Below are 13,923 nucleotides of genomic sequence, written 5' to 3'. Positions count from 1 at the left end.
GAGATCTATTATCACCTAGTATACTGTGCTACTGCTTCAGTATACTGAAGATTAGCAAGATATGTTTTTATTAGTCCGTTACATTCTTGATTACCTAAAACTTCACGTGCAGGATGTTTTTGAAATGATTCTATATAGTTTAAAAAGAAATTTGTAGAAGGAGGTTTTGTTAGATCTTCTAAATCCTTAGCAGCTGCCATTTTTGTTTTATCATTAGGAAGTTGATTGAATAGTTCTTCTCCTTTCTTTTTTAGGTCATCTTCAAATTTCAACTTCATATCATTTTTATCCATTTTCTCTTTGAAAGGAAACTCTTCAAATATATAAAGAGAAGATACAATGTGATTGAAAGTACCAGTAAAACAAGCATGCAATGCACCTCCGTATTCTGTTTCTGCGTCTATTAGGTGGTTAACCAACTGATATTTTCTCTGTATTATGCGTTTATTAATATCTATATTGGGTTCAGCACTTTCTTTACTTTTATCATTACAAGCCTTCCAGACTAAGTTTAAAATTTGCTTCAGTTTTAACCCACAGATACTATGTGTCTCAGTGCTAATTTGTATACGCTGCAAACACTTAAGTGCATATTGCGCCTCATATTCTGTAAATTTATATTTTGTTGGATCTTGCTCTTCATTTTCTTTATACTTTGATTCATTAATAAAATCTTCTATTTTCTTTATAAATTCATCTTCAATGTCAGGTTCCCCATAGTTGTTCCTTAACGCTTGAACATTAAGATTAACTGCATTATTTACATCAGTATTGTGAGTTGTTTGTGGAGTGTTTATTACCGCTTGAAATGCTGCAGTTCTTTCCTCAAGTTCTTCTGGCAACCTGCCTCCGGCAAGATGGTACAGCTTAACCAATGCTTTTGTAATGAAGAAAAATGCTAAAGCAAAAAGAGCAAATATTATAAAGAGCACTGCAAGTACACCTATAACTAACCACCTTACAGGAGCTAACAGAGTTGTTTTTAATTTTGACGGTTCTTGTGGTGTATCTACTATTGCTGGCATAATTAGTTTAAAAATATATTAATTACTCAAGTATATTGCATTTTTTTATTAATTTGTCAATAAATTTCTTCAAAACTTATGACACTTCTCAAGAATTTGTTGCCATTTTATTTCTCGTATGCACTTTATAATTTCTTCACTTTTTGTTTGGTAGCAATTACAACATCAAGAAAAAACTCTTTTAAAAGCTTATTATATTGCTTACACTTGTTATCATGGGTTATGAATTTTTATGTTTAAGAAATTAGCTTGCTATTGGTTTTTTGTAGAATTAATTAGAGGCTTTGCTATTACATTGAAGTACATGTTTAAACCTAAAGTCACTTTAAAATATCCCATGGAAAAGGGTGCTTTAAGTACTAGGTTTCGTGGTGAACATGTACTACGCAGATATTCGAGCGGTGAAGAACGGTGTATCGCATGCAAACTATGTGAAGTTATTTGTCCCGCTCAGGCAATTGTTATAGAAGCAGAAGAAAGAGAGGATGGTAGTCGTCGCACTACACGTTATGATATTGACATGATGAAGTGTATATATTGTGGATTTTGCCAAGAAGCATGTCCTGTTGATGCAATTGTAGAAGGTCCTAATTTTGAATTTGCTACAGAAACAAGAGAGGAATTAATATACAATAAAGAAAAGCTTTTGCGTAATGGTGATATTTGGGAGGATGCGATCACATTGAGACTAAAAAAAAATAGGCCCTATTATTAATAAAATCTATGGTTAAAATTACTTTTTTAGCTGAAAAAAGGACTGAAAAATATAGTAATAAGGTGACTGGTTTTGACATACTGCAGCCAGACTTTCTAAAGGAAGCAATTGCATTAAGGGTTAATGGTGAATTATATGATCTATCGCGTAAGATTGAATGTGATGCTGAAGTAGAATTAATACGAATAAGTGACAATCTTGGATTAGATATTATCCGACATGATTCCGCTCATATTATGGCGCAGGCGGTAAAAGAGCTATTCCCAGAGGCTCAAGTTACCATTGGGCCAACGATTCAGGATGGTTTTTACTATGATTTTGCTACAGATCGAGCTTTCACTATGGATGATCTGGTTGCAATAGAAAAAAAGATGAAAGAAATCATAAAAAGTAATCATAAATTTATTCGAGAGGTTTGGAGTCGTGAGCGGGCGATTGATTTTTTTAACAGTATAGGTGAAAAGTACAAAGTAGAAATCATTTCTTCAATACCGGAAAGTGAAAATCTTACTATCTATAGGCAAGGTGATTTCATTGATTTGTGTCGCGGTCCACATTCACCATCAACAGGTAGAGTCAAAGCATTTAAGCTTATGAAAGTAGCGGGTGCATACTGGCGTGGTGATTCAAAAGGACCTATGTTGCAGAGAATATATGGTACTGCATGGAGAAATAAGGATGAGTTAAATGATTATCTAAAGCGTTTAGAGGAAGCAGAAAAGCGCGATCATCGTAAGATTGCTAAAGATATGGGTTTGTTTCATATTCAAGAAGAAGCAGTTGGGCAAATTTTTTGGCATGAACAAGGATATATTTTATATAATGTTCTTGAATCTTACATAAGAAAAAAATTGATAGACAATGGCTATGTTGAAGTGAAAACTCCCATTTTAGTAAGTAAAGAGTTATGGGAAAAATCAGGACATTGGGATAAGTTTCGCGAAGATATGTTTGTTATTGATGAAGATGAAAGTAAAAAATTGGCAATAAAACCGATGAACTGCCCTTGTCATGTACAGATCTTTAATTCTCATACTAGAAGCTATCGCGATTTACCAATACGTATGGCAGAATTTGGTACATGTCACAGGAATGAAAGTTCTGGTTCACTGCATGGGTTAATGCGTGTGCGTGGATTCACTCAAGATGATGCTCACATTTTTTGCACTGAAGAGCAAATAACTTCTGAAACTCTGAAGTTTTGTGATCTTTTAAAAGAAGTGTATACAGAACTCGGATTCAATGAAATCTCTGTGAAGTTTTCGGATCGTCCTGATACGAGAGCAGGAACAGATGAAATATGGGATGAAGCAGAAAAAGCACTACTTGAAGCTGTGAAAGCTGCTGGATTGAATTATGAATTTAACCCAGGTGAGGGTGCATTTTATGGTCCCAAGTTAGAGTTTGTTTTAAAGGATGCTATAGGAAGAAGCTGGCAATGTGGTACGATCCAGGTTGATTTTATACTTCCAGAAAGGTTGGGAGCTTATTATGTAGGAGCAGACGGACAAAAGCATCGCGCTGTTATGTTACACAGAGCAATTCTCGGAACTTTTGAACGTTTTATTGGCATTCTCATAGAACATTATGCGGGGAAATTTCCGCTTTGGCTTGCTCCTACACAACTTGCTATTCTTACCATCACTAATGAAGCTGATAAATATGCTCTAGAAATAAGCAAAGTTCTAAAAAAACATGGTGTAAGAGTTAAAGCTGATTTAAGTAATGAAAAAATTAATTATAAGATACGCTTGCATAGTTTACACAAGGTGCCTATATTATGGATTATAGGTAAAAATGAAGTTACAAGTAGAACTGTGTCCGTTAGACGCTTAGGGTCAGAAAAACAGGAGTCTTTCCCTTTTAAAGAAGCTACTGAATTACTAATAAATGATATTGGTTCACATTAAAGGAGTAAAATTTGCAAGTAAAGAAAAATAAAAACAGAATTAATGAGTTTATCACGGCTAAAACAGTACGTTTAGTTGATCATAATGGTGAAATGGTAGGCGTGGTGCCGATAGCACAGGCTTTGAAATCTGCACAGGATGTAGGTTTAGATTTAGTTGAAGTTGCATCTGATTCAACTCCTCCAGTATGTAAAATACTAGACTATAGTAAACAAAAATATGATGCAAAAAAGAAAGCTAGCGAAGCAAAAAAGAAACAAAAAACATTGACTACCAAAGAAGTTAAGATAGGTCCAAATATTGGTGATCACGACTATGGGACGAAATTACGTCAGATAAGAGACTTTCTTACACATGGGCATAAAGTGAAGGTAACAATGAGATTCAGAGGTAGAGAACTTACGCATACTGAAGTTGGATTAGAAAAGTTAGAACGACTTATTAAAGATGTTGAAGATATTACAAAGATAGAATTAGCTCCTAAAAGGGAAGGGAATCAATACTTTTTAGTGCTAGCTTCTAAGTAAGAGAGTGCAGCAACAACTGCAGTATCAACTCTGAGAATTCTTTTTCCCAGGCTTAGCTTTTGGCAAAATTTGTTGGCAAAGTCAAGCTCATCGTCTGAGAAGCCGCCTTCAGGACCAGTAATAAGAGCAATATTCTTATTGGGTTCCTGTCTCATTTTACCGGTCTTATCACACAAAATAAAATTTTTATCCTGAGAATCTGGTAAGTCACAAAAATTAATTGGAGATAAAACCTCTGGTATATCCATCCTTCCACATTGTTCTGCTGCTTCAATTGCTTGTAATTTTGCTCTTTCAAGGTTAACGTCCCTTATTACTGTGTGTTTTGTTAAGATAAATTGAATGCAAGTCACTCCCATTTCTGTTGCTTGCCTTATTATGTTATTTAAAGCAGTGCTTTTTACAATAGCACAATACAAGTATAAATTTTCTTCATATTGCTGCTTCTCAATACAATTCTTGATTTTAATTTTTACTGACTTACATGATACGTCAATAATTTCGCCTAACCACTCCCCATCTTTTCCATTAAAAAGAAAAATATCGTCGTGGTTCTTAAGCCGCATAACATTTTGGATATAGTGGCTTTGTTGCAGATTTAGTACTAAGCTGATGTCTTGCAATAAAGTTTCTTTAACATAAAGTCTAACTCTTTTCATCTAATATATTCTTATCTTAAGTTAAATAAATATGCATATAGCTGTAACATTTTCAAACTATAGTAACCTGGAAAACTTATTTTTAACTATAGCAATTTATTTTCCTTAAAGCTAAAGTGATTATTAAATGTAATAATAATATGATCTATTAACTCTATGTCCGTGCTTTGACAGGCTTCTGCTAATTGTCTAGTCAAAGTTATGTCACTATTGGAAGGTTGTGCATCTCCACTGGGGTGATTATGCGATATTACAATGGATGTTGAGCCAATTACAAGTGCACGTTTGATGATTTCTCTGACATAAAGAGGGGTCTGATCTATTGTGCCCACATTTTGTATATCTTCTGCTATTAGGCGATACCTTTTGTTCATATAGATTACACGAAAATTTTCCTTGTTGATGTTTCCTATGCTGACCCTTAAGTAATCAAGCAATTTTCCCCAGTTATTTATTATAGGTAAATCCTTCATTTCTTCTCTTGCAGAACGAACAAAAGCTTGCTTTACACAAAAGATAGCAGAGATTGCTGCATCATTTACTCCATCTATGCTACGTAATACTTCCAGTTCAGCATTAAAAACTTTGTTTAAACTGCCAAAGTAATTCATTAATTTCTTTGCAATAGGCTTTACATCAACTCTACTATATGCGGAATACAGAATACACTCTAAAACCTCATAATCAAGGAGAGACTGTCCGCTATCCAAGATAATTTTTCCTCTTAAGCGCCTTCTGTGTCCTTTTGTATAATCTTCAGTCATTAATTAAATCATCTATTGTATATTCTTATATAATAATAAAATAAAATTTTAAGTAAAATATTTAGTTAAGTAGATCTCTTTTGAAACTTGATTTATGGTAAGAGGATAAGTGCAAGCGAGCACTGCAGTTGAGGAGCATAGCTCAGCTTCGACAACAAAATTGCCATCAGAATTGAGTTTAAAAGAGGTCTAGTGTAAGAGCTTGACTTAAGCATCTTATACCTCTAAAATTTTTATTTATGAGTGCTATCTACAATGTCCGTAATGATATTAAGTATATTTCAAATAACATTGGTTGTTATTTTGGTGACTCTAGTGCTTTTACAGCCACCTGGTAGTAGTTCATTAAGTGGTTTTAGTAGTTCACAACAAGGGTTTAATTCTATTGTGCCAATAAAATCTTCTGCAAACCCACTTAGTAAAATTACAGGTATAGTTGCTGGGTTATTTATAATAAATACACTGCTATTAACAGGGATATATTCAAAAGATATGCATAAGGAATCGATTGCAAGAAAAATTGAACTAGAAAAGAAACAAGAAAGCGAAGCAACTTCTGTTCCATTTGAAAATTAATGAAAGAAAAGACCGCTACTAAATTTATTTTTGTCACTGGTGGAGTTGTTTCATCACTTGGTAAAGGTTTGGTATCCTCAAGCATTGGTGCGCTATTGCAAGCCTATGGCTTCAAAATACATATTAGAAAACTTGATCCTTATTTAAATATTGATCCAGGAACGATGAATCCTGCTCAACATGGAGAAGTATTTGTCACAAGTGATGGCGCTGAAACTGATTTAGATTTGGGTCACTATGAGCGCTTTACAGGGATTAAAACTACAAAATACGACAATATAACAACAGGTAAGGTGTATCACGAGTTACTAAAAAAAGAAAGACATGGTGATTATCTTGGTAAAACTGTACAGATTATTCCTCATGTAACAGATTTAATTAAATCTTTTATTGTTAATGGTACGGAAGATTTGGACTTTTTGATATGTGAAATAGGAGGAACAGTAGGTGATATCGAAAGTCAGCCTTTTTTAGAGGCGATACGTCAGATCAGTTATCAATTAGGAAAACAAAGAGTGATCTTGATACACTTGACTTTAGTGCCATATCTTGCTGTAGCACAGGAGTTAAAGACAAAACCTACGCAACACTCAGTTCGTGAGTTAAACTTTGCAGGCATACAGCCAGATATTATATTATGTCGTAGTGAAAGGAAGATATCTCACAGCCAAAAGGAAAAGATAGCTAATCTTTGCAATGTTCCTTTGTCTAATGTCATTCCAGCTCTTGATGTGAGTCATATATATGAGTTGCCGATATTATATAGTCAACATGGGCTTGATGCGCAAATTTTAGAGCATTTTGGGTTAGATCAACCGAAACCGTGTTTAACTCCATGGCAAGAAGTAATAAACATCATTCAAAATCCAACACAGAAAATTACTATATCCATAGTAGGAAAATATACAGAATGTGCAGATGCATACAAATCACTATTGGAAGCATTGTACCATGGGGCAATTAGTAATAAGGTAGAGATCAATATAAATTGGATTAATTCTAGAGTATTAAATGAGAAGTCTGCAGAAGAACAATTAAAAAATTCCCATGCAATTCTTGTACCTGGAGGTTTTGGCGACCATGGAATAGAAGGTAAAATTTTAGCGATAAGTTATGCACGTATAAACAATATTCCATTTTTTGGGATATGCCTTGGTATGCAGCTTGCAATCATTGAGTTTGCTCGTAATGTGATTAAGCTTGAGGATGTGCACTCTGAAGAGTTTGTGGCTTGTGAAAACCCTGTAATTAAGCTAATTAATAATACAAATATTGATCTTGGTGGAACTATGAGACTTGGAGAGTATACATGCAACATAAATTTGGGCTCTAAAATTGCAAATGCATATAAAAAAGCCATTATTTCAGAAAGGCACAGGCATAGATACATTGTCAATGTGGATTATAAAAATAAATTAGAGGAAAATGGGATGACCTGTAGTGGTATGTCAGAAGATGGAGTATATATAGAAGCAGTTGAGTTAAAAGATCATCCATGGTTTGTGGGTGTACAATTTCATCCAGAGTTTCAGTCAAGGCCATTTTCTCCTCACCCTCTTTTTGTGTCATTTATCCAAGCGGCAATAGATAAGAAATAATAAGTGTGTTGGATTTTTTACTAGAGTACTTAGGAAGTTATAGATCAGGTGCACAAAAAGAACAATGTACCATTGAAAATGATCGAGTGAATGATCAAGTGTGTGAAGATCATACATATGCAACGAGGGATAGTGATATTGGCATGGCACTTGATAAGGAAGGTCACCAAGCACTTGTAGATCCTGAATATGCACAAGAACTATTATATATGATTAATGGTTATACTGCTATCACGATATTTAGTATGGATAAGGATAAAGATTTTGTAGATCCTAAATGTGTAGAAGAAGAATTAAATATAGTAGAGAATAATATTAGGCCAAATAGTGCACTCCATAACTCAGTAGTGAGTAATGGTAAAAATCCAAATTGTACATCTAATAATAGGAGAATGAAAAACGGTAAAAGTCAACATAATCGGAAAAGGGAGAATGGTAGAATAGGAAATTATCCCTATAACCTAAGAGTGCTGCCTAGTAGAAACAAAAATAACACTAGGTGAATGTTTGATTGTCACTACATGAAGCTGGCTATAGAGCAAGCAGAAATTGCTCAAAAAAATGGTGAGGTGCCAATAGGAGCTGTTATAGTGAATTCAGGCAGTGTTATTTCTCACGCATATAATATGCTTAATGACCCAACAGCACATGCAGAAGTGTTGGCAATAAGAAAAGCATGTGAATTACTCACAATACCAAAACTTTGTGATGCTGATATGTATGTGACACTTGAGCCATGTCCTATGTGTGCTCAAGCTATTTCTTTTGCAAGAATTAGAAGACTGTATTTTGGAGCATATAATCCCAAAGGTGGAGGTGTTGAAAATGGTGCGAGAATATTTCAATTCTGCAATCATGTACCAGAAGTTTATGGTGGAATATTAGAGCAAGAATGTTCTTTCTTGTTAAAAGATTTTTTTAATAACTTAAGAAATATGTGATGTTGGTAAAAATTCTTCGATGGTTTTAAATAAAATTTCTAGTGAACGACTGTCAGACATATTGTGCTCTGCTGATTTGATTAAGTGCACTTCAACATCAGTTGCTTTAATTTTTTCAGCTAACTTTAGTGAAGTCTGATAGGGAACATCTTTGTCGTTAGTGCTATGTAGTAAACGCACAGGACAGTTTATATTGATAATTTCTTTATTAAGAAGCAGATTTTTTTTGCCATCTGCGATCAAATTTTTAGTTATTTTGTACGTACATTCTCCTGAAGTGAAATCTATTATCCCCTTGGCATCTAATTCCTTTTTTTGTTCACTAGAGAATTGTTGGAATATTAAATCCTCAGTAAAATCGGGTGCAGAAGATATACCAATCAATGCAGAAATTTTATTTGATAATTGCAGGGCAGTGAGCAGCATCAACCATCCACCCATGCTTGAACCTATAATTATTTGCTTACCGCTTGTTAATTCATTGATTACACTGATGCAATTTCTACACCAGTCGCTTATCGTATAATCAATAAAGTTGCCACTTGAATAACCATGGCCAAAATAGTCAAATAATATAAGAGCTATATTGTTTCTTTTGCAATATTGATAAATAGCAGTTGCTTTAGTACCATTCATGTTAGATGCGAATCCACCAAAAAAAACTACAGAAGCTCTTTCTCCTGACAATTTTTGATATGCTATGTAGTTGTTATCACTATCATACAATTTGCGGTAATCCATATTATTTCGGCAGGGCAACAGGATTATCGCTCATTGTGCGCAAATAACTGATAAGGTCTGCAATTTCCTGCGACTTAGAAATGCCTGCAAATGCCATACGTGTGCCTTTTATATAAGCTTTTGGATTCTTTAAAAAGGCAAACAGCTCTTCATATCCCCAATGGCCACCTTTTTCCAGCACTGCTTTTGAATAATTAAATGAACTACCAAGATGTGCTTTTTTGTTTCCAACTACGTTCCATAGGTTTGGTCCTACTTTATTGGATCCACCTTTTTCAAAGCTATGACAAGCTATGCATTTTTTGGCTACCGATTTACCCTTGTCAAAATTAGCATTTTGCATTAATTCTCCAATATTTAATGCTACTTGTTCAACTTTTTGTTGGGGTTCAGTAGTGTCAGTAGTTACTATAGCTTGATGTTCAATCTTATGCTCTTCAGGACTATATAGCATATCAACCACATTACTGACTATCATAATGATCAATGCAGACAATAAAATCGAAGCTGCAATTTTATTAAGTTCCATAGTTAATTTGTATCAAACGATACTATTATTATGCGGATATTTTTGTAAACAGCAAATTATTACCCCAAAGATTCTAATTTCAGGATTGACTACTACGGATAAATAAGTACAATATAAACTAACTTAGTTATCTATCATAAATATGAAAGTAAAGGGATCACTGAAGTCTTGCCGTAACAGAGATAAGAACTGTAAAGTTGTCAAAAGGCATGGTAAGATTTACGTTATAAATAAAGTAAAGCCAAGGTGTAAGGCACGTCAAGGCTCTTAATTTTTTGATGCTTATACTAGCAAGAAAGAAGAGGTTATTGCACTTAAGTATAGTCTTATTTATTTTTGTTCTTACGTTATATTTTAGCGTTAGTGCGATTACAGGCAAGCGTGGCCTGTTAACATTAATAAATTTGAAAAAAGACATAGAATACAATAAATCTCTGCTAGAAGGGATAGTTTATGAGAGAAGCAAGTTGAGCAATAAAATACTTGGTTTATATGAAAAGAGCTTAGATTTGGATTTGCTTGATGAGCAAGCAAAGAATTTAGGTTACGCGAATCCAAATGAGCTCATGGTTATTATTGATAGAGAATAACAGTTTACTTTACAGTGAGAACTTTTTATATTGTAATTAAGTTTATCGTTAAAGAAGAGGTACTATCTTGAGTTTATTTAATAATCTTTATGAAGGTTTGTTAAAAACTTCTTCTCGCTTCAGTAATGAAATAAAAAATATTTTTTCTACTAAAAAGAAAATAGATCAGCCTCTTTTAGACGAAGTAGAAGAATTATTGATCAGTATGGATATTGGTCACAAAACTTCTAAATTGATTATTAATAAACTTGCTAGTATGAAGTTTGAAAATGAAGTTGAGTATGATATCATCAAACATCAATTAATAGATGAAATAGAAGCTATATTAAATCCAAGTGTGCAGCCGCTAATTTTGGGTAAAAAAACACATGTAATAATGGTATGTGGAGTAAATGGCAATGGTAAAACTACAACTGTTGGTAAACTTGCATATAAATACAAAGAGATGAAAAAATCTGTTATGCTTGTTGCGTGCGATACGTTTAGAGCTGCAGCAAGTGAGCAATTGAATATTTGGGCTGAACGTTCTGGGTGTTCTATTGTTACTGGTGGGCATGGTGCTGATTCAGCAAGTATAGCATATAAAGCTGTAAGCCAAGCAATAAAAGATAATATAGACGTTGTGCTAATTGATACAGCAGGCAGATTGCAAAACAACGTGAATCTGATGGAGGAGTTGTCAAAAATACACAGAGTCATAAAGAAATTAGACGACACTGCTCCTCATGATGTTATTTTAGTTCTTGATGCAACCACGGGACAAAATGCTCATAGCCAATTGGAAGCATTTAGTAAGATGGTCAACGTTACAGGGCTGATCATAACTAAGTTAGATGGAACTGCTAAAGGTGGAGTAGTAGTAGGGTTAGCCCAGGAATACAATGTAAAATTGTATGCTATAGGCATTGGTGAAAATATAGAGGACCTAAGGGAATTTACAGGAAAGGAATTTGCAGAAGCATTGTTTCATTGTAATTAAAGAAATTAAGAAGGTGTCTGCTTAAGTGTGGGTAACCAATGTAATTCACTATAATAACAACACAAAGTTAAATAAAAACCCTATAGTAGAGCCCTTGCTTTAAGGTTAGTATAAGATCTATATATATCTGTATTTACGAGTTAACAATCCCTTGTTCTTTCAATAAAGCTTGAAGTTCACCTTTTTCGTACATTTCTTTAATGATGTCACAACCACCAATAAAATCTTGCTTAATGTATAGCTGTGGAATTGTTGGCCAATCAGAAAATTTTTTTATGGATTCACGTATTTCATTATTTTCTAGTACATTAATATCCTTAAACTTTACATTTAGCTTTTTGAGAATTGATACTACAACTCCAGAGAACCCGCACTGAGGAAAATCATAGGTACCTTTCATGTAAAGCACCACATCATTTCCTGCGATATCTTTTTTTATTTGTTCAAAATCACTCATAAATTTACCTCAATAAGTATTAGTTTCTAGCTGCAAAGCATGTATAGAGTGACCTTCCAAAGCTTTATGTACCATTCTATGTTGTTCTATTTTTGTTTTCCCAAGAAAACTCCTGGAGGTTATTTTCAAGTAATAGTGATCATTATCTCCAGCAAGGTCAAAAATTTTCACTTCTGCATCAGGAAACGCTTGCTTAATGATCTCCTCTAATTCATGAGTTGCGATAGCCATAAAATGTCTGTTTACTATATTATAAATCTAAAGTAGTAAGATGCAATTGAATTTTCAATACTATCTTATGATTTGTATTAAAAAATTGTATACTGCATGCTTTGGGGTAAAGTTTTATGCGCCTTGCAGTCATTTATTTGATATGTTTTTTATGTGTTGGTGTTTACGCAATAGATAGAGTTGATATTATTGCTCCTTCTTGTAAAGGAATGGAGTCGAATCTAACTCGCATTAGAGAGTATGTGAAAACTCTTGACCTGGATGCTCATATTGCTGAAAAAATATATAGCAATGACAACCCATTTTATTCTAATTCTGATGAATTTAGGACAAATGATTTGATTAACGCATTGACAGATAATAGTAAAATAATTTGGTGTATAAAAGGAGGGAAGGGGGCCTCTCGATTAATTCCTTACCTGGAAAGATTACCTGATGAGCAAAAAGAAAAAATTGCTCAGAATAAAAACAAGAAGATTCTGATAGGCTACAGTGATATCACTCCTTTACATATCTATCTGCAAATTAAATATGATTGGCAAACTCTTCATGGTACCATGCTGGAGATGATAGTAAATGCCCTAGTTTCTCAAGATTCTGTTGATAAATTACAAGCATTAATTCTTGGTAAGCAAGATTCTATTAGATTTGATAATTTAAAGATAATTAATGAATTAAACCATGGCAATGGTAATATAAAATCGACAATCATAGGTGGCAATATGACTTTGATTGAAAACGGCGTAGGCACTACTTGGCAAATAAATGCAAAAGATAAGATTTTATTTTTAGAAGACATAGGGGTTTCTCCATATGCAATGGAGCGTAGTTTAGATCACTTAAAACAAGCCAATATTTTTGATGGAGTATGTGCAGTAATTTTTGGTGATTTTATTAATTCAGGTGATGATGATTTAGTAGCAGTTGTCAAAAAGCGATTTGCACAAAGCGTTAACTTTCCAGTGTTCACAATGCATGGAGTAGGTCATGGATTCGTAAATGATCCCTTACCTTTCAATACTTCTGCTGTTATTAACATTCAAGACGAAAAAAAAAAGGTTTATTTTTTATGGATGTACAGAATGTTAACTGTTCTCCCTAAACTGAATATACCTCTTGCCAAATGAGAAGCCTATTCAGGAAAAATTTGAGCAGGTTTTTCCTTTACTTTTTCAGTTTGGGTTTCTCGCCATTTCTTTAATCTATCGGCAATTTTACTGTCAGAAATTGATAAGATAGATGCTGCAGTAATAGCGGCATTGTATGCTCCACTTTCTCCTATAGACATTGTTGCAACTGGAACACCCTTTGGCATTTGAACTATAGAGAGTAAGCTATCTATGCCATTTAGCTGTTTACTATGTATGGGAACACCTATAACAGGTAGATAAGTTAAAGATGCGACCATTCCAGGTAAGTGCGCTGCACCACCTGCACCGGCTATTATAACTTTAAAACCTTTTCCTTGAGCAGATTGAGCAAAAGTAAAAAGTCTTTCTGGTGTTCTATGTGCAGATATTATAAGAATATCATGCGTGATTTCTAATGTTTCCAGTATACCAGTAGCATGGATCATAGTACTATAATCCGATTCACTACCCATAATTACTGCAACGTCTTTTTTTGTTTCTTGCATCGATAACATTATTTACTCACTAACTAAGATTGCCATCAGAAATCA

The 13,923-nt window shown here is 33.9% G+C and carries 19 protein-coding genes; 11 read left to right on the top strand and 8 right to left on the bottom strand.

The genetic code is table 11. The annotated features are described in order from the left end of the window. Window positions 1–11: 11 nt before the first annotated feature. Entirely contained in the window at window positions 12–1,025 is a 1,014-nt protein-coding gene (locus IC220_RS01165) for a hypothetical protein (RefSeq protein ID WP_188152779.1), read from the bottom strand. A 232-nt stretch (window positions 1,026–1,257) separates the two neighbouring features. Between IC220_RS01165 and nuoI the strand changes: the two genes are divergently transcribed. From nuoI to infC, 3 genes are read left to right on the top strand one after another with little or no spacing between them, the layout of a single operon-like run. Then, window positions 1,258–1,740, top strand: a complete 483-nt coding sequence (gene nuoI / locus IC220_RS01160) for an NADH-quinone oxidoreductase subunit NuoI (RefSeq protein WP_188152778.1) — start codon at window positions 1,258–1,260, stop codon at window positions 1,738–1,740. An 8-nt stretch (window positions 1,741–1,748) separates the two neighbouring features. Continuing rightward, window positions 1,749–3,650 carry a threonine--tRNA ligase gene (gene thrS, locus IC220_RS01155; RefSeq protein WP_188152777.1) on the top strand — a complete coding sequence of 634 codons (1,902 nt, stop codon included), beginning with the start codon at window positions 1,749–1,751 and terminating at the stop codon, window positions 3,648–3,650. Window positions 3,651–3,661: 11 nt separating this feature from the next. Continuing rightward, the gene (gene infC / locus IC220_RS01150) at window positions 3,662–4,177 is read left to right on the top strand and encodes a translation initiation factor IF-3 (RefSeq protein ID WP_188152776.1); all 516 of its coding nucleotides are present in this window, start codon (window positions 3,662–3,664) and stop codon (window positions 4,175–4,177) included. Here infC and IC220_RS01145 read toward each other — a convergent pair. Both IC220_RS01145 and radC read right to left on the bottom strand, forming a co-directional pair. Continuing rightward, the gene (locus IC220_RS01145; RefSeq protein ID WP_188152775.1) at window positions 4,147–4,836 is read right to left on the bottom strand and encodes a 16S rRNA (uracil(1498)-N(3))-methyltransferase; all 690 of its coding nucleotides are present in this window, start codon (window positions 4,834–4,836) and stop codon (window positions 4,147–4,149) included. The two genes, infC and IC220_RS01145, sit on opposite strands and share 31 nt — an antisense overlap. Window positions 4,837–4,922: 86 nt before the next feature. Further along, entirely contained in the window at window positions 4,923–5,600 is a 678-nt protein-coding gene (radC, locus tag IC220_RS01140; RefSeq protein WP_188152774.1) for a RadC family protein, read from the bottom strand. A gap of 255 nt (window positions 5,601–5,855) precedes the next feature. Between radC and secG the strand changes: the two genes are divergently transcribed. The 4 genes from secG to IC220_RS01120 are packed head-to-tail and all read left to right on the top strand — an operon-like array spanning window position 5,856 to window position 8,715. Continuing rightward, window positions 5,856–6,176, top strand: a complete 321-nt coding sequence (gene secG, locus IC220_RS01135; protein WP_188152773.1) for a preprotein translocase subunit SecG — start codon at window positions 5,856–5,858, stop codon at window positions 6,174–6,176. Beyond that, window positions 6,176–7,774, top strand: coding sequence for a CTP synthase (locus IC220_RS01130; RefSeq protein ID WP_188152772.1), 1,599 nt, complete (start codon window positions 6,176–6,178; stop codon window positions 7,772–7,774). Before secG ends, IC220_RS01130 begins: the two co-directional genes overlap by 1 nt. Before the next feature lie 5 nt (window positions 7,775–7,779). Then, the gene (locus IC220_RS01125) at window positions 7,780–8,277 is read left to right on the top strand and encodes a hypothetical protein (RefSeq protein WP_188152771.1); all 498 of its coding nucleotides are present in this window, start codon (window positions 7,780–7,782) and stop codon (window positions 8,275–8,277) included. Between the two features lie 18 nt (window positions 8,278–8,295). Next, a complete protein-coding gene (locus IC220_RS01120) occupies window positions 8,296–8,715 on the top strand; it encodes a nucleoside deaminase (protein WP_188152791.1) in 420 nt (139 codons plus the stop codon). Here IC220_RS01120 and IC220_RS01115 read toward each other — a convergent pair. Both IC220_RS01115 and IC220_RS01110 read right to left on the bottom strand, forming a co-directional pair. Next, entirely contained in the window at window positions 8,701–9,456 is a 756-nt protein-coding gene (locus tag IC220_RS01115) for an alpha/beta hydrolase (protein WP_188152770.1), read from the bottom strand. The genes IC220_RS01120 and IC220_RS01115 overlap by 15 nt on opposite strands. A gap of 1 nt (window position 9,457) precedes the next feature. Further along, window positions 9,458–9,985, bottom strand: a complete 528-nt coding sequence (locus IC220_RS01110) for a c-type cytochrome (RefSeq protein ID WP_188152769.1) — start codon at window positions 9,983–9,985, stop codon at window positions 9,458–9,460. 142 nt (window positions 9,986–10,127) lie between these two features. On the opposite strand from IC220_RS01110, the gene ykgO reads away from it, so the two are divergent. The 3 genes from ykgO (at window position 10,128) to ftsY (ending at window position 11,554) form a co-directional block, all read left to right on the top strand. After that, complete coding sequence (gene ykgO, locus IC220_RS01105; protein ID WP_188152768.1) at window positions 10,128–10,256, top strand: type B 50S ribosomal protein L36; 129 nt, start codon at window positions 10,128–10,130, stop codon at window positions 10,254–10,256. 37 nt (window positions 10,257–10,293) lie between these two features. Then, window positions 10,294–10,575: an FtsB family cell division protein gene (locus IC220_RS01100; RefSeq protein WP_223158724.1), complete on the top strand. Its 282-nt coding sequence runs from the start codon at window positions 10,294–10,296 to the stop codon at window positions 10,573–10,575. A gap of 64 nt (window positions 10,576–10,639) precedes the next feature. Next, window positions 10,640–11,554 carry a signal recognition particle-docking protein FtsY gene (gene ftsY, locus IC220_RS01095; RefSeq protein WP_369408743.1) on the top strand — a complete coding sequence of 305 codons (915 nt, stop codon included), beginning with the start codon at window positions 10,640–10,642 and terminating at the stop codon, window positions 11,552–11,554. A 133-nt stretch (window positions 11,555–11,687) separates the two neighbouring features. On the opposite strand, the gene grxD is transcribed toward ftsY, so the two are convergent. Further along, a complete protein-coding gene (grxD, locus tag IC220_RS01090; protein ID WP_188152766.1) occupies window positions 11,688–12,011 on the bottom strand; it encodes a Grx4 family monothiol glutaredoxin in 324 nt (107 codons plus the stop codon). A gap of 9 nt (window positions 12,012–12,020) precedes the next feature. Further along, a complete protein-coding gene (locus IC220_RS01085) occupies window positions 12,021–12,242 on the bottom strand; it encodes a BolA/IbaG family iron-sulfur metabolism protein (RefSeq protein ID WP_188152765.1) in 222 nt (73 codons plus the stop codon). Window positions 12,243–12,358: 116 nt separating this feature from the next. On the opposite strand from IC220_RS01085, the gene IC220_RS01080 reads away from it, so the two are divergent. Continuing rightward, complete coding sequence (locus tag IC220_RS01080; protein WP_188152764.1) at window positions 12,359–13,369, top strand: LD-carboxypeptidase; 1,011 nt, start codon at window positions 12,359–12,361, stop codon at window positions 13,367–13,369. 5 nt (window positions 13,370–13,374) lie between these two features. Here IC220_RS01080 and purE read toward each other — a convergent pair whose 3' ends face one another. Beyond that, a complete protein-coding gene (gene purE / locus IC220_RS01075; protein ID WP_410543319.1) occupies window positions 13,375–13,878 on the bottom strand; it encodes a 5-(carboxyamino)imidazole ribonucleotide mutase in 504 nt (167 codons plus the stop codon). Window positions 13,879–13,923 lie beyond the last annotated feature (45 nt).

Source organism: Wolbachia endosymbiont of Pentalonia nigronervosa (genome assembly GCF_014534705.1).
Taxonomy (GTDB): domain Bacteria; phylum Pseudomonadota; class Alphaproteobacteria; order Rickettsiales; family Anaplasmataceae; genus Wolbachia.
This window is presented reverse-complemented; position numbering and strand designations above follow the sequence as displayed.